At 68.4% G+C, this 17,559-nt stretch carries 16 protein-coding genes; 1 reads left to right on the forward strand and 15 read right to left on the reverse strand.

Annotated features, from left to right (window positions below):
* The 8 genes from CVA01_RS08190 to nadD all read right to left on the reverse strand — a co-directional run bounded on the left by CVA01_RS08190 (position 1) and on the right by nadD (position 9,530).
* Positions 1-1,245 carry an MFS transporter gene (locus tag CVA01_RS08190; RefSeq protein ID WP_141329962.1) on the reverse strand — a complete coding sequence of 415 codons (1,245 nt, stop codon included), beginning with the start codon at positions 1,243-1,245 and terminating at the stop codon, positions 1-3.
* 203 nt (positions 1,246-1,448) lie between these two features.
* Positions 1,449-2,462, reverse strand: a complete 1,014-nt coding sequence (holA, locus tag CVA01_RS08195) for a DNA polymerase III subunit delta (RefSeq protein ID WP_014009475.1) — start codon at positions 2,460-2,462, stop codon at positions 1,449-1,451.
* Positions 2,463-2,485: 23 nt separating this feature from the next.
* On the reverse strand, positions 2,486-4,624 hold the full coding sequence (locus CVA01_RS08200; RefSeq protein WP_244938211.1) for a ComEC/Rec2 family competence protein: 2,139 nt from the start codon (positions 4,622-4,624) through the stop codon (positions 2,486-2,488).
* Positions 4,617-5,492: a ComEA family DNA-binding protein gene (locus tag CVA01_RS08205; RefSeq protein ID WP_244938212.1), complete on the reverse strand. Its 876-nt coding sequence runs from the start codon at positions 5,490-5,492 to the stop codon at positions 4,617-4,619. Before CVA01_RS08205 ends, CVA01_RS08200 begins: the two co-directional genes overlap by 8 nt.
* Positions 5,493-6,009: 517 nt before the next feature.
* Positions 6,010-7,359, reverse strand: coding sequence for a DegV family protein (locus tag CVA01_RS08210; protein WP_244938213.1), 1,350 nt, complete (start codon positions 7,357-7,359; stop codon positions 6,010-6,012).
* Entirely contained in the window at positions 7,356-8,138 is a 783-nt protein-coding gene (locus tag CVA01_RS08215; protein ID WP_141329964.1) for a histidine phosphatase family protein, read from the reverse strand. The genes CVA01_RS08210 and CVA01_RS08215 overlap by 4 nt, the downstream gene beginning before the upstream one ends.
* 15 nt (positions 8,139-8,153) lie before the next feature.
* Positions 8,154-8,654, reverse strand: a complete 501-nt coding sequence (gene rsfS / locus CVA01_RS08220; protein WP_141329966.1) for a ribosome silencing factor — start codon at positions 8,652-8,654, stop codon at positions 8,154-8,156.
* 84 nt (positions 8,655-8,738) lie between these two features.
* Entirely contained in the window at positions 8,739-9,530 is a 792-nt protein-coding gene (nadD, locus tag CVA01_RS08225) for a nicotinate-nucleotide adenylyltransferase (RefSeq protein ID WP_141329968.1), read from the reverse strand.
* On the opposite strand from nadD, the gene CVA01_RS08230 reads away from it, so the two are divergent.
* A complete protein-coding gene (locus CVA01_RS08230; RefSeq protein WP_141329970.1) occupies positions 9,529-10,491 on the forward strand; it encodes a YwiC-like family protein in 963 nt (320 codons plus the stop codon). The two genes, nadD and CVA01_RS08230, sit on opposite strands and share 2 nt — an antisense overlap.
* Position 10,492: 1 nt before the next feature.
* On the opposite strand, the gene CVA01_RS08235 is transcribed toward CVA01_RS08230, so the two are convergent.
* The 7 genes from CVA01_RS08235 to rplU all read right to left on the reverse strand — a co-directional run bounded on the left by CVA01_RS08235 (position 10,493) and on the right by rplU (position 17,462).
* Positions 10,493-11,320, reverse strand: a complete 828-nt coding sequence (locus CVA01_RS08235) for an alpha/beta hydrolase family protein (protein ID WP_141329972.1) — start codon at positions 11,318-11,320, stop codon at positions 10,493-10,495.
* Positions 11,321-11,395: 75 nt separating this feature from the next.
* Positions 11,396-12,709 (reverse strand): glutamate-5-semialdehyde dehydrogenase, encoded by a 1,314-nt coding sequence (locus CVA01_RS08240; RefSeq protein ID WP_141329974.1) that lies wholly within the window; start codon positions 12,707-12,709, stop codon positions 11,396-11,398.
* A gap of 80 nt (positions 12,710-12,789) precedes the next feature.
* Positions 12,790-14,082, reverse strand: a complete 1,293-nt coding sequence (proB, locus tag CVA01_RS08245) for a glutamate 5-kinase (RefSeq protein ID WP_014009466.1) — start codon at positions 14,080-14,082, stop codon at positions 12,790-12,792.
* A 17-nt stretch (positions 14,083-14,099) separates the two neighbouring features.
* Positions 14,100-15,623 carry a GTPase ObgE gene (obgE, locus tag CVA01_RS08250; RefSeq protein WP_014009465.1) on the reverse strand — a complete coding sequence of 508 codons (1,524 nt, stop codon included), beginning with the start codon at positions 15,621-15,623 and terminating at the stop codon, positions 14,100-14,102.
* An 83-nt stretch (positions 15,624-15,706) separates the two neighbouring features.
* Positions 15,707-16,678: an ABC transporter substrate-binding protein gene (locus tag CVA01_RS08255; RefSeq protein ID WP_244938214.1), complete on the reverse strand. Its 972-nt coding sequence runs from the start codon at positions 16,676-16,678 to the stop codon at positions 15,707-15,709.
* 154 nt (positions 16,679-16,832) lie between these two features.
* Positions 16,833-17,102, reverse strand: a complete 270-nt coding sequence (rpmA, locus tag CVA01_RS08260; protein WP_014009463.1) for a 50S ribosomal protein L27 — start codon at positions 17,100-17,102, stop codon at positions 16,833-16,835.
* Between the two features lie 57 nt (positions 17,103-17,159).
* The gene (rplU, locus tag CVA01_RS08265) at positions 17,160-17,462 is read right to left on the reverse strand and encodes a 50S ribosomal protein L21 (RefSeq protein WP_014009462.1); all 303 of its coding nucleotides are present in this window, start codon (positions 17,460-17,462) and stop codon (positions 17,160-17,162) included.
* Positions 17,463-17,559 lie beyond the last annotated feature (97 nt).

A 17,559-nucleotide genomic window follows, 5' to 3' on the forward strand; every position in this document is an offset into this window, starting at 1 on the left:
CTAGACGTTGACGGATTCAGGGGTTGCGGTCGTGGCGGCGTCCTCCGCGGGCGGCGGGCCGGGGGCCTTGACAAGGAAGAGGATGACCGCGCCGATCGCGAGGAAGACGGAGCCGATGAGCAGGGCGGTGCCGAACTCGAGGGCGTCATTGGACATCAGGGTGTTGAAGATCAGGGTGATGACCGCGCCGCAGGCGAACCCCTGGTAGATGATCGAGTAGTTCTTCGCCTGGTTGTTGTGGCCGAAGTAATCGCCGACGATCGTCGGGTAGATCGTGATGCAGCCACCGAAAGCAGCGCCGAAGAGCAGGAAGGCGAGGATGTAGAGCCACGGTTCCGGACGCCAGGCCAGGCCGACGACCACCGACATGATGGTCAGCACGGTCAGCGAGCAGGCGACGATGAGGGTGCGGGTGACGTGGTCGGAGAGCCAGCCGAAGAGGAAGCGTCCCGCGGTATTCGCCAGCGCCACCAGGGAGACCAGGGTGACGGTGGTGCCGATGAGGTACTTCTTCGGGTCGGCGGCGTCCGCGGCGGCACCACCGGCGTTACCGATGATGAACAGGCCGGCGAAGCAGAAGGCCGTGATGCCCCAGAAGAGCAGGTAGGCCTGCGGCTGACGCAGCATCTGGGGCCGGCTGTACTCCCCGGAGGACGGGGTGTCGGAGTGCGGGATCCGCGGGGCGTCCGCCAGGAGCAGACCACCGACGACGATGAGCACGGCGGCGATGACCGCCCAGAGGATGAAGCAGGTCCGCAGTCCGGGGTAGCCGTCCTCGGCGGCGCCGAGCACCGGGGTGACGACGAGCGGGAGGATGAAGGCGGGCAGACCGTAGGCGCCGACGCAGATGCCGGAGATGGTGCCGGACTTCTCCGGGAACCAGCGCAGGCAGTTGGTCAGGCTCAGCAGGTAACCGATGCCGTCCGCGATACCGACCATGACGCCGGCGGTGAGGTACAGCAGGATGACATTCGGCATGAACGCGGAGAGGAACAGGCCGACGGCCAGGACCACGCCGCAGGCGACAAGCACATTGCGGACGCCGAACTTCGCCTGCAGCCAGTTGATCGTCAGGGTGGAGACCGACAGACAGATCATCATGATCGAGAAGGTGATCGCGATGCTGAAGGTCTTCGTGTCGTACTTGTCGGCCAGTGCGGGGTTGAGGATAGACCACGAGTAGACGGTGCCCAGTCCGAGTTGGGCGAGCACCGTCCCTGTGAGTACCCGGGTCCGAGGGTTCATGTCGGCTCCTTCGAGTGAAGAACGTGGGGGTAAGTCCCGAGTTCCACCGTATGTCCGGATTCAGCGGGTAACCACATATTCACCCCTGCCTACTACCCCCTCATGCGGGCGAGTTTCCGCATATCCGCTGGACGAACGGCAGATCCCCTCCGCAGCCACCCCGGAAACTGCGTCCCGAAACACCCCTGTGGGGGTGGCAGTGGTTACCCCCGTGCGAGAACGGAAATGCGTCTGACAGCATCCTCAACCGCGTACTCGGGATCCGCCGCCCAGCCTTTCACCCCGGCGTCCAGCTCCGCGACGACCTGGACTGCGGCGGCGACCCCGGCCGCCGTCCACGCCCGTGCCAGCCGGACGGTCTTCTCCAGCTTCCACGGCGGCATGCCGAACTCCGCCGCCTGGGCACGGGCGTTGATCCGTCCCACCCCGTGCACCTTGGCGATGTCCCCCATCATCCCGGACAGTGCGGAGGCCAGCAGCACATGCGGGACGCCCAGCTGCAGTGCCCGGCGCGCCGCCCCCACCGCCTGGTCGGTCCGCCCGGACACGGCGTACTCGGCGACATCGAAGCCGGAGACCTCGGCCGAGCCCTGGTAATAGCGGTGGACCGCGGCGGCGGTGACCTTCCCGCCGGTGTCGGAGACGAGCTGACTGACGGCGCTGGCCAGTTCACGCAGGTCCGTACCCACGGCGTCCAGCAGAGCCTCGGTGACGTCCGGGCTGACGCGCACCCCGGCGTCCCGGAATTCGGCGTCGATGAAACCCGCGCGTTCCCGGCCCTTGAGTTCTTCGGCGGAGAGCACCTGCAGGGCACCGGTGGGTGCCTTCTTCGGCAGGCTGGTGACCAGTGCCTTCTGGCGCCCCTTGCCGGAGTGCTGGAGAATCAGGACCACGCCCGGCGCAGGATCGGCGACGGCGGCCTCGATGAGTCCGGCGGTGTCCTTGGATGCCTCGGCCAGTCCGGTGACCGCGACGACACGGTCCTCGGCGAACAGGGAGGGGCTGAGCAGCTCGGCCAGTTCCCCGGCGTCGATCTCGCTGACCTTGCGCATCTCCACCGGCAGGTCAGGGTTGCCGGCGGAGCGCCTGGCTTCCTCGACGATCGCGGTGCGCCGTCGCTCAGCGAGGAAGTCGTCCCCGCCGACGATGAGGTACACCTGTGCGGTGGCCGACGGGCGCGTGGATGACACGGAAGACGCTGGAGCCATGCCCGCCATAGTAGACAGCGCACCGGACCAGCTCACCCCTGCCCCGAGGCGTGCAGTCCGTCGTCGGCGAGAAGTACTGTTCCGTCGCGACAGGGGTAGGCCACGGGGACGCCGCCAGGGGTCATGCTGGGCATGCCGCGGGAGCGTCCGCAGGCGGTCACCACGTACAGGTCAGGACGCTGTGTGCCGGAGGCCGCCTGTTCATGTCGCAGGACGCTCCCATCGTCGGGCAGGGTGATGACCTGCACGGTGTCGGCTCCGTGGTCTCCGGGGCTCAGCAGCTCAGGACCGTCGTCGGCCCACCGCACCCCGATCCGCCAGTCGGTCACCTCGTCGAGGTTCTCGGCCCAGGTCCGGTCGATGCCTGCACCGAAGCGTGGTGTGGCCGCAGGTGTGGGGTACGGCCCGGCGGTCAGTGTTCCGCTCCGCCAGGCCAGTGCCCCGACCACCAGCGCCATACCGAGGACGCCGGCAGCGGTCGTGCGCCACCGGGCCGAGACCACCACCGTGACCAGAGCTGTCCCGACAGTCGCGACAGCCACCACCGCCCACCAGCCCGCGGTCGTCGACAGCACCGGAACCCTGGCGAGGGTGTGGGCGACCTGCGTGATCCACATCGCACAGGGCGCGCAGATCCACAACACCGCCACACCGACCGGCACCCACACCCCCGCAAGCAGGGCGCCGACCATGCCGACCACCGTCACCACGGGCACGGCAGGCCCGACGAGAAGATTCGCCACCACGGCGGTCGGCGAGAGGACCCCGGTCATGTGTGCGATGACCGGTGCGGTGACGACATCGGCGGCGAGACTCACCCCGATGAGCTGACAGAGATTGCGCTGCCAGCCGACCGGGGTGTGGTGGTCGGTCCTCCTGTCCGCCTGATACTGCAGCAGTCGCCGGGAGACCAGCGGTGCGACGGCCACGATGCCGACCGTCGCCACGACCGAGAGGATGAAGGCGTACTCCACCGCGAGGCCGGGGTCGATGAGCAGGAGCAGCAGTACCGCCGCCGAGCAGGCCGCGAACCCGTGGGTCCGGCGGGCGCTGACCACGGCGACCAGGCCGACAAACCCCATGACCGCGGCGCGCAGCACACTCGGTTCCGGGCCGACGAGCACGACGAACGCCACGAGACAGACCGCGGCGAGGATCACCTGTACCCGTTTGCCCGCGCCCAGGGCACCTGCCAGCACCAGCACCCCGCCGGAGACGATCGCCAGATTCGCCCCGGAAACCGCGGTCAGGTGCGAGAGTCCGGTGGCGAGGAATTCGGTGCGGGTGGCGGGAGCCTGCCCACCGACATCGCCGACGACCATGCCCGGTACCAGGTCAGAGGCACCGTCGGGCAGGTGGGACGCGGCGTCTCGCAGTCCGTCGCGCAAATGAGCCGTCACCGCAGAGATGCCGTCGGGCCCGTCGGCGGGTTCCGGTGTGGTGACCGCCGAGAGCGTGACCGGGGCGATGCCCGGACGATCGGACGCCCGGACCGTCGCCGTGACCGCCAGTTCCGCGCCCGGCTGGAGGTCGAGGATCGCCTCGAGCGGGCCGGCACCGGCCGGGGTGTCTGCCGGAATTTCGTCCGGGGAGATGAACAGCGGCACCGTGCCCAGGTCGGGCACGTCGACCGGCGCCTGCAGGCTTCCCCCGGTGAGCCGCTTCGGTGCGCCGGCCAGTTCGAGGACCCCACTGAACCGGCGGGAGGTCCCGGTGAGCCACGGGTGCCGGTCTGCCCGGTGGACCAGCAAGGCCGCCCGTGCCGACCACACCGCGGCACACAGTCCGGCCAGCACGCCGGTGCGCAGCGCAGCAGCATGGGTGCCGGTGAAGCCGGGTCGGTGGTGACCTCGACGTCCCCACCGTCGCACCCCGACAACCAGTCCACCGACCAGGACCGGCATGCCGGTGAACAGCGGTGGCCACGGCGTCCTCGTGACCACGGTGAGAATGACCGACAGCCAGACGGCGAGGGCGACCGGGACGAGCCGCAGGTCCGGGCCGCGTCGACTGCGCAGGACAGCGGGACTGTGCGGATCCCGGTCCGGGACACTCCAGGCGCGTCCGGTCCCCGGGGCCGGCGTGAGGTCCGGATCCGGGTAGGGACGGTCGGACCGCTCGGGTTGCCCAGGCTGCTCGCCCCGCTTGGACGACTCAGGCAGATCAGACACTGACGGCGTCCCGCAGCGCCTCGAACTTCGCCGGGCCGATCCCCTTGACCTCCATGAGCTGCTCGGGCGCGGTGAACGGACCGTTGGCCTCGCGCCAGTCGATGATCGCCTGCGCGGTCTTCTCCCCCACCCCGCTCAGCGTGGTCAGCCCGGCGAGGTCCGCGGTGTTGATGTCCACCTTCTCTCCACCGGTGCCACCGTCGGATCCCGGGTCCCCGCCCCCGGTGGTCCCTCCCGTTGACGCCCCACCTGCCTGCACCGCCTGCCCGGGATACGTCACCCGGGACCCCTCGGCGTCCACCACCAGTTGCAGACCGTCGACCACCTTCTCGGCGAGATTGATCCCCTCAAGTCCCGCCTCCGGCCGCACCCCTCCGGCGAGGTCGAGTATCTCGCCCAGCCGCGTCCCCGCATCGACGATGTGCAGCCCCGGGCGGTCCACCAGCCCCTGGACCGCGATCACCACCGTCTCTGTATCCCCTGTGTTCCCCGTATCCCCTGCATCCCCGTTGTTGTCCCTCTCCGGGCGGCCAGCTGACGGAGATTCTGCAGCAATGGGCGTTTCCGTCAGCTGTCCTGCTCCGGTCGGCGAAAGTCCCGCCACGGCGACCGTTCCCCCGTCGCCACCTCCGCCTCTCAACAGTCCGATAAGCATCCCTCCTCCGAGTGCGACTGCGACAGCCGCGACGATGATGGTCAAGGCACGGGCGGACCGGGGACCGATCGCGGTCCGACGCTCGAAACGGACATCGGCCAGCTCATGCCCCGGCACCGGCTGGACCAGGGATTCGATCCTGGCCTTCACCGAGCCGGCGGCACGTCGTGTGCGGCCCTTCAGCTCTCCGTTGCGCTCTGCGTCTCCGTCCATGCGGCACAGCCAACCACGGTGGCGTCGCCGCCCGGCCCCCGGAAAAGACAAAAGACCAGGACCCTGTGGATAACTCGGCCCCTGTGGACAAACTTTTTACCAGGACGCCGCAGACACGGCCACGACACCTGAAAAACGCAGATCAGCAACAGTTTCTGTAGTCCTCCCCCTCCACTCCGGGCAGTCTCGCCCGGCGTCCCCCGGAAGAAAAACGGACGATTCTGAGCACCTGTCCAGCAGATCCCGGAATGTGATGTATCAGGGCATCGGTGACACTTCCGGTGAGCAGCGGACGTGTTTCGCAGACGGACGCGCTCGGGCAGACGGGGGTGTCGCCCGGGCCTACGGGCCGTCACGGCGCCAGGGACCACAGCCACAGTCCACCCGTGACGACCATTGTCCGCCGTGACGTTCCTGCCTGTCGGTGAAAGATCGGTCCGCCGATAGGGGTTCCGGCGACGGTGCCCTGAGACATCACACCGCAGAGCCCCGAATCGTCCGTCATCCGGCCCGGAGTTCAGCCCTGGACAAGAGTGATACCGATGGCCTCCGGGCCGGTGTGGACCATCAGGGCCGGGGAGAGATCGACCACGGAGATCACCACGCAGTCGGGCAGATCGGCGCGCAGTGTCGCGCGCAGCTCCTCGGCGATCTCCGGGCAGCCGGCCTGGTGGATGTCCAGATGCATCGGCACCGCAGGCAGCTCGGACAGCGGCACCGGAGCTTCCTTGCGCTTGCGCAGCCGGAACTCGTGGTCACCGCCGAAGGTGAAGACGCGGGGACGCCCTTCCTCCTGCTGCTGCTCCACCTCACCGGAGGTGTCGGCGTCGTCAGCGCTGTCAGCGCCGTCATCGGAGGCGTCGTCATCAGTTTCCGCCTGGGGAGCCTCGGTGTCAGCAGCCTCAGTTACTTCAGTCGCTTCAGCGGCCTTCGTGTCCTCGACAGTCTCGACTGCGTCGCCGGTCTCCGGTGGCGTGTCCTCGGAGTCTGCGGAGTCCTGTGTGCCCACTGCGTCTTCGGCGTCCGCTGTGTCCTCGTCCGTCTCCGGCGCACGAGCCGGGGTGGCGGCGGTGCGGTAGGCACTCTCGGCGAGGGAGACCAACCGGGCCATCGCCTTGGACTGGGTACGGGTCTTCGCCGCGAGCTCGATCTTGCCGCCCGCCAGACGCAGGATCGGCTTGATCGCCAGCGCCGTCGACAACAGCCGCTGCGCGGTGGACAGGCGCCCACCGCGGGCCATGGCGTCGAGTCGGTGGACGTACAGCCAGACCTCTGCACCATCGAGGACATGCTGCGCGGCCGCAGTGCACTCGGCCAACGTCCCACCGGCGGCGGATGCCTGGGCCGCGGCGATCGCCGCCTGGCCCAGCACCATGCCGGCCGACCGGGTGTCCAGCACCTCAACCAGGCCGTGGAAGACACCCGCGGCCTGCGTCGCCGAGGTCCAGGTCGACGACAGTTCCCGGGACAGGTGCAGCGCGACAACACCCTCGTCACCACCACGTTCGAGCAGCCGGGCATAGGCCGCGGTCAGCTCCAACGGGCCGAGACCGGCGGTCGTGGGGGCGTCCTCCTCCTGCTTCCCGGAATCACCGGTGCCGGAATCGCCAGCGACGTCACCAGGGTCATCGGCATCGTCGGTATCGCCGCTCTCCCTGACGGACCCGGCGTCCTCCGGGGCCGCGTCCGTGTCCGCGTCCTTGCCCCCGGCCTCGTCGTCGGCGATATCCTCCGGTACCCCGGGAGCGTCCGCACCCTTGGTGGGGATCTGTCCCCGGGTGTGGATGTCCAGGACCGTGATGCCGTACTCGTCCGCGAGCGCGGGCGGCAGGCAGGCCGTGGAATCCGTGACCACATGCACTGTCATGCCGCACCACCTGAGGATTCAGGGGTGTCCGGCTCACCGTCGGTGTCCGTCCCCTCGTCGGCGTTGACGACGGCCACCGGCGACGGCATCGACACACCGACGTTCCAGCCCTCGAGGAACCAGCGTGGGCTCTCCCACCAGGGCCTCCCTGACCCGGGTGCCCAGGCGTCCGAGGGGCGGGCGACGACCTGCGACCAGCGGGTGTTCCCCAGGCCGCCGAGCATCGCGTAGTGATCCACCGGGATCCCCAGCAGACGGCAGGTCAGGGCGGAGATCGTCCCGCCGTGGGCGACGAGTGCGACCGCACCACGGTCCCAGGCGTCCGAGGCCATCAGCTCGGTGACGACCTCCGCCGCCCGTGCCGAGACCTCCAGGCGGGTCTCCCCGCCCGGCGGCGCCCACCGCGGGTTGAGCCGCCAGTGGGACCGGGCGCCGGGGAAGCTCGCGTCCACGTCCTCGTGGGCGCGCCCCGACCACTCCCCGAGGTCGGTCTCCCGCAGTCGGGGGTCCGTCGTGAACTGCCGGGCCTCCGCGAACAGTGCCCCGGCGAGCGCGGCGGCGGTATCCACCGCGCGTTCCAGGTCGGAGGAGACGACGGTGCCGATCGGCCAGTCCGCGAGGCCCTCGGCGACCCGGATGGCCTCGTCCCGACCGGCGTCACTCAGCGGCGTGTCGAGCTGCCCCTGCATCCGACCGGCCTTGTTGAACTCGGTCTGGCCATGACGGATCAGCAGGAGACGACGCTCCGGACGCGCTGGTGATCCCGCTGTTCCCGACATGACAGGTCTCCTGACCTAGATCTCGTCGGCGTCCGGCCCCGGACCGGCCAGCGGCAGCTCGTCGACGCTCTGAGCCTGCAGCGGATCCAACCGGTCGAGCTCGGCGAGCTCGCTGACGTCGAGGTTGTCCGCCCATGCGCCACGGTCGGACTGCTCGATGCCCTCGACCTCGACGGTCGGGCAGTCGCGGTAGAGACGGTCGAGTCCGTAGAACTCGCGCTCCCCACGGCGCTGCACGTGGGCGATGATCGTGCCGTAGTCCAGCAGGACCCACCGACCGTCACGGTGACCCTCGCGCATGCGCGGCTTGACGCCGGCCTTCTCGGAGAGCTCCGCCTCGATCTCGTCGACGATCGAGTCGACCATGCGCTCGTTGTCGCCGGTGATGATGACGAAGATGTCCGCCAGCGGCATACGGCCGGTGACGTCGAGGACGGCGATGTCCTCACCGAACTTCTCGGCGGCGGCACGGGCGGCGATGCCTGCGTGGTTGATGGCTTCGGAGCTGGCGGTCACGGTCAGTGAGTTCCTTCAGGGTAGGTGCAGAGGTTAGTGCAGAGGTTGGTGCAGGGTTGGTGCGGAAATATCCGTTGCGTAATTCTACCTGTAGGAGCCGGGTTGTCGGAACGAACCGGGCGGGAACCGGTGCGTCCCCCAGTCCACGTCCGGCTCCGCGTCCGGATTCCCCTCCAGGTAGGACGGGTAGACCTCCTCGGTGTTCCGGTACATCCCGGTCTTGGCGATGTACTGCACCACCCCGTCGGGCACCAGGTACCAGACCGGCCACTGCTCGGACGCCCGCTCCCGGATGTCCGTCGAGGAGATCGCCATCGCCGGGATATTCACCAGACTCAGCCGGTCGGCGTCGACCTGGGCGCGCAGCTGTTCGCCGGCGTCCGCCAGGTCGTAGCCGGGGCGGGTCACGCCGACGCAGTGGGCGAGGTGGAAGACCTCCTCCCAGTCCCGCCAGGTGACGATGCGGTCCAACGCGTCCGCCCCGGTGATGAAGAACAGTTCGGCGTCCGGGTGGTGCTGCTGGATGTCCTTGAGGGTGTCGACGGTGTACGTCGCCCCGGGCCGGTCGATGTCCACCCGCGAGACGGTGAACCGCGGGTTCGAGGCGGTCGCGATCACCGTCATGAGGTAGCGGTGTTCCGCCTCGGAGACGTACCGGTCCTTCTTCTGCCAGGGCTGCCCGGTAGGCACGAAAATGACCAGATCCAGCTCGAAGAGCGCGGCGACCTCACTGGCCGCGACAAGGTGTCCGTTGTGGATCGGGTCGAAGGTTCCGCCCATGACGCCGATGCGCCGCGGCCGGCCGGTCCTGCCCTGCCCGGTTGTGGGTGTGTTCACGTCCACAGAGCCTATCGGACGGCTACGCTGAATCACCATGACGTCCCGCTCCTCACGCTACTGGCAGCCCGACCAGCACGGTGCCTGGCCCATGATCATCGCCCCCCTCATCGTCGGTCTCGCCTGGTTGTGGGCACTCCGCTCCATCGTCTCCGACGCGGGCGCACTCGGCTCCGGTTTCCATGCCGGCATCGGCGCGGTACTCACCGCCCTCGCTGTCGCGGTGGCCTGGGTCGTCGGGTACCTGACCTTCTTCGCCGGCGGGAAGTGGCTGCAGGCCCGGTCCTCGGGCAACACCCGCATCAGGGCCGCCGCGAAAACGCCGACCCTGGTCTACGGCGCGGTGACACTCGTCGCCGTGGTGTGTGCGGTCCTCCTGCAGCCGCATCTGCTGTGGTGGGCGGTGATCTTCGTCCCGTTGACCGCCATCGCGCTGATGGAGATCAACCGTGGCACGCCCCGCTCGTTCATCGCCGGTGCCGCCGAGACCGTGGCCTCCGCCTTCCTCATCGCGGTGCTGGCCAGTGTGGGTGTCGGTGCGTCACAGCCGGTCTCTGACGGTGTGACGCTGACCCGCAACCTGTTCACCGCCGAGGTCGTCGACTCCCTGCCGGCGGTCATGTGGTGGTCACTGGTGTGGCTCGCCCTGTACCAGGTCGGCACCGTCCTCTACGTGAAGACGATGATCCGCAAGAAGGGCGACCGTGCATGGTGGACCGGCTCGATGGTCTTCCACGCGGTGTCCCTGGTCGTGGTGGTCTTCTCGGTCACCTCCGAGCACATGGGCATCCTGCCGTGGCTGCTGGCCGTGGTGGTCTTCGGCTGGGCACTGTGGCGCTCCTACGCCGTCCCGAAGGACGCCACCTCGACCGAACCGAAGACCGCGTGGACGCCGAAGAAGGTCGGCATGACCGAGATTCCGGTGGTCATCGGGGTGACCGTGGCCGGACTGGTCGCCGCCGTGCTCTACGACGGGCCGCTGGTCCTGTTCATCGGCTGAGTTACCGGCTGATCCAGTCGGCGAGGGTGTCGGCGACGCGCCGGTCCCCCGCCGAGGGTGAACCGGCGGCGGCGTCCTCGAAGTAGTAGGCGTGGGCCCCCGCATCTTCGGGGTCGGTCAGGGCGAGGAAGGCCGAGCGGACGTCGGTGTCGCAGACCACGTCATCGGGCACGCAGTAGTCCAGCGACGGGACATCCCGTGGCACACCGGGGAAGCCCCGGGCACCAGGGACATGGTGCAGGGGGTTGCCGAAGGCGAGGACGCCACGCAGTCGTCCTTCCGCTGCCAGATCCCGCTGGACACCGGGCATCGGCAGTTCGCCCTGGGAGTAGCCCACGGTGATGTAGTCCGGCCGGCACCCGGTGGTGGCCTCCCAGTCGTCGACCTGGGTCTGCCCACCGGTGAAGCTGCGGATGACGGAGTCCGCGGTGAGCTGTGCGGACTCGACCAGAACCGCCGGGGTGACGTCGGCGACGGACTTCGGCAGCGGGAAGCGGGCCGGATAGTGCTCGTCGGTGATGCCGATGATCTGCGTGGTGCCGTCGTCGAGGATCTCCGGGTGCTCGGCGAGGGTGAAGGTGAAGAGGTTGGAGACGGCCTCCCCCTCCCAGCCGTTGGAGTACCGTGCCAGCGGCCCGTCCGGGTAGGTGACGTGGTTCTGCTCGCTGCCGCGGCCGGCCAGGATGACGGTGGACGGGCAGGTGTCCCCTGCCGTACCTGCCGCCGCACCCGCACCGGCATGCGCCGCGGGTGCCGCCGCGAGGACGAGCGCCAGGACGGCGGCCGCCGACCCTCCGGACCTCATGACAGGCTTCACGATGCTGTTCATGTTTCTCAGGCTACATACAGTACCCGTGCGTCCCGCCGACGACCCCGGACAGGACCGGGGAGGAGCTGAGAGCGGCTACGGCCGGACCTGACCTTCGCCGGTGACGATCCACTTGGTGCTGGTCAGCTCCGGCAGCCCCATCGGTCCACGGGCGTGCAGCTTCTGGGTGGAGATGCCGATCTCGGCACCGAAGCCGAACATCTCACCGTCGGTCCAGGCGGTGGAGGTGTTGACCATGACGGCCGCGGCGTCCACGTTGGCGGTGAAGTACTGGGTGACGCGGATATCGGTCGCACCGATCGCCTCGGTGTGGCCGGTGGTGTACCGGCGGATGTGGTCGGTCGCCGCCTCGACGCCGTCGACGATCTTCACGGCGATGTCGAAGGAGCCGTACTCGTCCTCCCAGTCGGCCTCGGTGGCCGCGACAACGCCGCCGAGATCCAGACCGGAGAGCTCGGCGAGGTCGGCGTGGAGCGTGACCCCGGCGTCCTGCAGCGTGGTGAGGACGTGCTTCTTGTCCTCGGCGGAGAGACTGGCGTCCAGCAGGACGGTCTCGGTGGCGTTGCACACCGAGCAGCGGCGGGTCTTGCCGTTGACGACCAGGCGGGTGGCCTCCTCGACGTCGGCGGAGGCGTCGACGTAGAAGTGGCAGTTCCCGGTACCGGTCTCGATGGCGGGCACGGTCGCGCCGGTGACGACGGCGTTGATCAGGCCGGCACCGCCACGCGGGATGACGATGTCGACCAGACCGCGGGCGGTGATGAGGTCCTGGACCGAGTCGTGGGTGTCGCACGGCAGCAGCTGGACGGTCTCACGGGGCTGGTCGTGGGCCTCGAGGACATCCTGGAGGATCCCGACGAGGGCGGTGTTGGAGTGCTGGGCGGACTTCGAACCGCGGAGCAGCGGTACGTTGCCGGACTTCAGGGCGAGGCCGAAGGCGTCGACGGTGACGTTGGGGCGGGCCTCGTAGACCATGCCCATCACGCCCAGCGGGACGCGCACCTGGCGCATCTCGAGGCCGTTGGGGCGGCGGGAACCGCGCACGACGTCGCCGACCGGGTCGGGCAGGTCGGCGACCTGGCGCAGTCCCCCGGCGATGCCCTCGACACGCTCGTCGGTGAGGCGGAGGCGGTCGATGAGGGACTCGTCCATGCCGCGCTCGCGGCCGGCGGCGATGTCCTTCTCGTTGGCGGAGAGGATCTCGGCGCTGCGGGCGACGAGGGCGTCGGCGGCGGCGAGGAGGATCGTGTTCTTCTCGGTGGTCGTCAGCGGCGGACGCTGCGACACCTCGCGGGCCGTGGTGGCCTTGGCGAGGACCTCGGCACGCTCTGCGGCGCGCTCGGCGGTCAGTCCGGTGGAGTCGGAGGTGATCGTGCTGGAGGTACTCATGGTGCCCCAGCCTACGCGAGGCACCGTCCCCTGTCCCCCGAATTGTTGAACAACTTCAGGGCCGGGCCCCGGAAGGGTACCTAGCGGGTGGCGCCGTAGTCCCGGGACAGGCGGTTGGCGTAGGTCGACAGGTTGTCGACATGCACCGCCGGGCGCTGCGCGAAGTCCGGCAGTTCGTCACTGGACTTGCCCATGAGGCCGGCCAGGGTGGCGGCGTCGTAGTTCACCTCGCCACGACCGATGAGGTGGCCACCGGGACCGACGATGTCCACCACCTCACGGGAGGTGAAGTCGCCCGTGATCTTGGTGATGCCCACCGGCAGCAGCGAGTTGTGGTGCTCCATGGCCTGGGCCGCACCGCCGTCGATGTGCAGCACACCCCCGGCCTCCGCGGCGTAGAGGATCCAGAACTTCCACGCCGACAGGCGGTCCTCGGCGGGCCAGAAGCAGGTGCCGACCATGGCCTGGTCGAGCGCGGCACCGATGTTGTCGGTGGAGGTCAGCAGCACCGGGATGCCGCCCTGGGACGCCAGGCGCGCGGCCGAGACCTTCGCACTCATGCCTCCGGTGCCCAGGCGTCCGCCGTCACCGGCGATGACGCCACGCAGGTCTCTGTGGGAGCGGACCTCGGCGATGAACTTGGCGTCCGGCTCGGCGGGGTTGCGGTCGTAGAGGCCGGCGACATCGGAGAGCAGTACGCAGGCATCCGCGTAGGTCAGGTGGCTCACCAGGGAGGCGAGACGGTCGTTGTCGCCGAAGGTGGCGGAGGAGGTCGTGACGGTGTCGTTCTCGTTGACGATCGGGACGATGCCGAGCTGTCTCAGTCGGTCGATGGTCCGCTGGGAGTTTCTCGCGCGGTCACGGCGCGATGCATCGGCGACAGTGAGGAGGACCTGGCCGATGGGCCGGCCGTAGCGGGCGAAACTGCGTGCCCACTCCTGGGCCAGCAGGACCTGTCCCGCGGCCGCGGCGGCCTGCTTGGTGGCGAGGTCGGTGGGTCGCTGGCTCAGGCCGAGCGGTCCCATGCCGCAGGCGATGGAGCCGGAGGAGACGACGATGATGTCGGTCCCGCGGTCCATGCGGGCTTCCAGGGCGTCGGCAATGAGGTCGATACGTTCGGGGCTCACACTCCCTGTCTCGTCGGTGAGACTGGAGGAGCCGATCTTCACGACGACACGCTTGGCGTCACGGATCGTCCGTCTCGCGGTCGACCGGTGCCCGTACTCGGGATCGTCGAGAGAGAGGTCGGGATCAGGGAACTCCTTCGCCGTCGCCGGAATGACCGGTCCTGGCTGATGGATGTTATCTGTCCCGAACACAGGGTTCGCGAAGAAAGGGTCGGAAGGGTCAGGCTGCACGTCGGTGTCAGACATGCCCCCCGACTTTACCGTTAACCTTCCCAGCGGTCTCGGGAAGCCTCTTCCCCGTCGCCGAAGTCCAGCTCATCGATAAGACCGCGGCGCGCCTGGGAGGCCCGCTTACGCTCGACGGCGCTCGCGCGCTCGGTGCGCTCCAGACGCTTGTCGGTGCCGCGTCCGGACGGCAGCAGATCGACACCGGCGGCGGTCTGCGGCTCCCACTGGAAGGTCGCCCAGCCGATGGTGACGTCGTCGCCCTCGATCGCCCCTGCCTTGTAGAGGGCCTCCTCCACACCGGCCTTGGCGAAGCGGTCGGCGAGGTAGCCGACAGCCTCGTCGTTCTCGAAGTCGGTCTGCCGGATCCAGCGCTCCAGATCGGAGCTCTCGATGATCCAGGCGCCGCCGTCGGGACCGGCCTGCGGATCGGGCTTGACCTCGAAGCTGACCTTCGCCGTACCCTTGCGCCGCTGGTTCTTGGGGGTGATGACCTGCGCGGGGGCGACGTCGACCGGGTGGTCCTTCCGGTGCTGCTCGACGATGTCCATGAGAGCGAACTTCAGCGGTTCCAGACCCTGGTGGGCGACCGTGGAGATCTCGAAGACCGGCCACCCGAACTCCTCCTCGAGCTCGGGGCGGATGATCTCGGCCATCTCCCGGGCGTCGGGGATGTCCATCTTGTTGAGGACGATGACGCGGGGACGGTCGCGCAGGTCGCCGAGCCCGGCGTCCTCGGACAGTTCGGACTGGTAGTTGGCCAGCTCGCTCTCCAGGGCGCGGATGTCGTCGACGGGGTTGCGCTCGGACTCCAGCGAGGCGCAGTCGACGATGTGCGCGAGCACGGCGGTGCGCTCGATGTGGCGCAGGAAATCCAGGCCCAGACCCTTGCCCTGGGACGCCCCGGGGATCAGGCCGGGGACGTCGGCGATGGTGAAGACGCGGTGGCCGACATTGACCACACCGAGGTTCGGCTGCAGCGTGGTGAAGGGGTAGTCGGCGATCTTCGGCTTCGCCGCCGACAGGACGCTGACCAGCGAGGACTTGCCGGCCGAGGGGAATCCGACGAGTCCGACGTCCGCCATGGACTTCAGCTCGATGGTGATGTCCTTGATCTCACCGGGTTCACCGAGCAGCGCGAAGCCGGGGGCCTTGCGGGCACGCGAGACCAGGGCCGCGTTGCCGAGACCACCGTGGCCACCGGCGGCGACGATGACGCGCTGGCCCTTGGCGACCATGTCGGCGATGACCTCGCCCTTGTCGTCGAGGATGACGGTACCGGCGGGCACCTGGAGGATGAGATCCTCACCCCGGGCGCCGTTGCGGTGGTCACCTGCACCGTTGGTGCCGCGGCCCGCCTTGAGGTGCGGGTGGAAGTGGAAGTCCAGCAGGGTGTGGACCTGGGGGTCGACCTCGAGGATGATGTCGCCACCGTGGCCGCCGTTGCCGCCGTCCGGACCGCCGAGCGGGATGAACTTCTCGCGGTAGACCGAGGAACAGCCGTTGCCGCCGTCGCCGGCCTGCAGGTGCAGGACGACTCGGTCGACGAAGCGGGTAGACATTGGTGGGATTCCCCTCCAGGTAGAAAGCACAGACCAGACGCAAACGCGTACCGGGTGAGTGTACCCCGCGTCCAGCGGGTTCCCTACTCCCCGATCCTGTCCTTCAGGTCGTCGAGGATGTACTGCGCGGCGACGAGGGAGGCGTTGAGGAACCAGGCGTCCATGTCGACGGCGTAGGCGTTGCCGTCCTTGACGACCTCCAGGTTGCGCCAGGACGCCGAGTCCGTGAGCGACTCCGCACCACCGTCAAAGGAGTAGAAGAGATAGTCGGCGTCCAACTGGTCGGTGTTCTCCACGGAGAGGTCGTGGTTGGCGGTGTCGCTGAACCGCTGCCCATCAGGACGTGTGAGGCCGGCGTCTTCGACCACACTGCCGGAGAGGGAACTGGGGCCGGTGAGGATGTACTCGTCGTTGCGGCCACGGACCAGGGAGACGACAGCGTCATTGCCCCGGTTGTCTGCCCAGTCGGAGGCGTTCTTCTCGTAGGCGGCGAGCAGGTCGTCGGCCTCCTCCCGCTTGCCGACCGCGTCGGCGAGGATCCCGAGGTCCTCTTTCCACAGTTCGGAGCCACCGTTGGTGGTGACAACCGTCGTGATGCCACGGAGCTGGGTGAGCAGAGCCTCGTCGGCGCGGTCGTTGGAGAGGATCAGATCCGGCTCCAGTGTGGCGATCTTCTCGACGTCCGGTTCAGCGCGCAGGCCGACCTGCTCGATGGCGTCCAGGTCGAAGCTTTCGCCGAAGCGGTCGTAGATGTAGTCCGGGATACCGCTGGGGTCACCGTTGGCGGACTTGGCGACAGCGAGGCCGACGGGCACGATGCCGAGCAGCAGGAGGTGGTCGAGGTGTCCGGTGTTCAGGGCGACGACGCGGGTGGTCTGCGCATCGCTGTCGGTGGAGGACGCCGTGGAGTCGTCAGCGTCCTCCTCGTCGCCGGAGCAGGCGGCCAGCAGGGCCACGGCTGCGACACCGACAGTGCCGCCGAGGAAAGCGCGACGTGTGACGGGTCGGTGCCTGAATGACGGCTGATCACGGGTCGGAAGTGTCGGGAGCTTCATGACCAGATAAGTTACCATAGGCTGGCCTTTATCACGGCGTGAGTATTCCCACTACCTCATGGACTCGCCCCGGACGCACAGAACCCCCTCCAGCACACAGCTGAAGGGGGCCTGCGGGACCGACGCCACAATGGGCGTCTGAGATCTCTGAGGACTAGGCCTCGGCGGTCTCGGTCTCCTCGACGATGTTCACCAGTCGACGGTTACGGCGGGTGCTGAACTGCACCGCGCCGGCCTTGAGGGCGAACAGGGTGTCGTCGCCACCACGGCCGACGTTCTCACCCGGGTGGAACGAGGTACCACGCTGACGGATCAGGATCTCGCCGGCCTTGACCTGCTGACCACCGAACCGCTTGACACCGAGACGCTTGGACTCGGAATCGCGACCGTTGCTGGAGCTAGCAGCACCCTTCTTGTGTGCCATGTCTTTTCCCTCCTCGGAAAAGTTTGCCGCCGCGTAACGTCGCAGCGGTCGGTGAAGTTACTTGATGCCCGTGACCTTGAGGACGGTCAGCTTCTGACGGTGACCGTAACGGCGCTTGTAACCGGTCTTGTTCCGGTAGTGCATGCCGTTGATCTTCGGACCCTTGGTCTGCTCGACGATCTCGGCGTTCACGGTCTTGCCCGCGAGGGCGTCGCCGGAGGTGACGTCCGCGCCATCGACGAGGAGAACCGGGGTGAGTGCCACGGCTGCGCCGGACTCTCCCTCGATCTTCTCAACCTTGACGAGGTCACCTTCGGCAACCTTGTACTGCTTGCCGCCGGTCTTGACGATCGCGTACATGGAAGGGCTACCCCTTTGTTTCTCTACTCGGCTCAGGCAGCTCCCCCACCCTCTGCCGGAGTACCGGAGAGTTCCGAGGAAACGGACTGACTGGACT

The organism is Corynebacterium variabile, assembly GCF_006539825.1.
GTDB classification, from domain to species: domain Bacteria; phylum Actinomycetota; class Actinomycetes; order Mycobacteriales; family Mycobacteriaceae; genus Corynebacterium; species Corynebacterium variabile.

Bases quoted from the DNA above. Each gene is read 5' to 3' on its own strand.
- CVA01_RS08190 (WP_141329962.1), bottom strand. From the start codon at position 1,245: ATGAACCCTCGGACCCGGGTACTCACAGGGACGGTGCTCGCCCAACTC.
- holA (WP_014009475.1), bottom strand. From the start codon at position 2,462: ATGGCGGGCATGGCTCCAGCGTCTTCCGTGTCATCCACGCGCCCGTCG.
- CVA01_RS08205 (WP_244938212.1), bottom strand. From the start codon at position 5,492: ATGGACGGAGACGCAGAGCGCAACGGAGAGCTGAAGGGCCGCACACGA.
- CVA01_RS08210 (WP_244938213.1), bottom strand. From the start codon at position 7,359: ATGACAGTGCATGTGGTCACGGATTCCACGGCCTGCCTGCCGCCCGCG.
- CVA01_RS08215 (WP_141329964.1), bottom strand. From the start codon at position 8,138: ATGTCGGGAACAGCGGGATCACCAGCGCGTCCGGAGCGTCGTCTCCTG.
- CVA01_RS08230 (WP_141329970.1), top strand. From the start codon at position 9,529: ATGACGTCCCGCTCCTCACGCTACTGGCAGCCCGACCAGCACGGTGCC.
- nadD (WP_141329968.1), bottom strand. From the start codon at position 9,530: ATGGTGATTCAGCGTAGCCGTCCGATAGGCTCTGTGGACGTGAACACA.
- CVA01_RS08235 (WP_141329972.1), bottom strand. From the start codon at position 11,320: ATGAACAGCATCGTGAAGCCTGTCATGAGGTCCGGAGGGTCGGCGGCC.
- CVA01_RS08240 (WP_141329974.1), bottom strand. From the start codon at position 12,709: ATGAGTACCTCCAGCACGATCACCTCCGACTCCACCGGACTGACCGCC.
- proB (WP_014009466.1), bottom strand. From the start codon at position 14,082: ATGTCTGACACCGACGTGCAGCCTGACCCTTCCGACCCTTTCTTCGCG.
- obgE (WP_014009465.1), bottom strand. From the start codon at position 15,623: ATGTCTACCCGCTTCGTCGACCGAGTCGTCCTGCACCTGCAGGCCGGC.
- CVA01_RS08255 (WP_244938214.1), bottom strand. From the start codon at position 16,678: ATGAAGCTCCCGACACTTCCGACCCGTGATCAGCCGTCATTCAGGCAC.
- rpmA (WP_014009463.1), bottom strand. From the start codon at position 17,102: ATGGCACACAAGAAGGGTGCTGCTAGCTCCAGCAACGGTCGCGATTCC.
- rplU (WP_014009462.1), bottom strand. From the start codon at position 17,462: ATGTACGCGATCGTCAAGACCGGCGGCAAGCAGTACAAGGTTGCCGAA.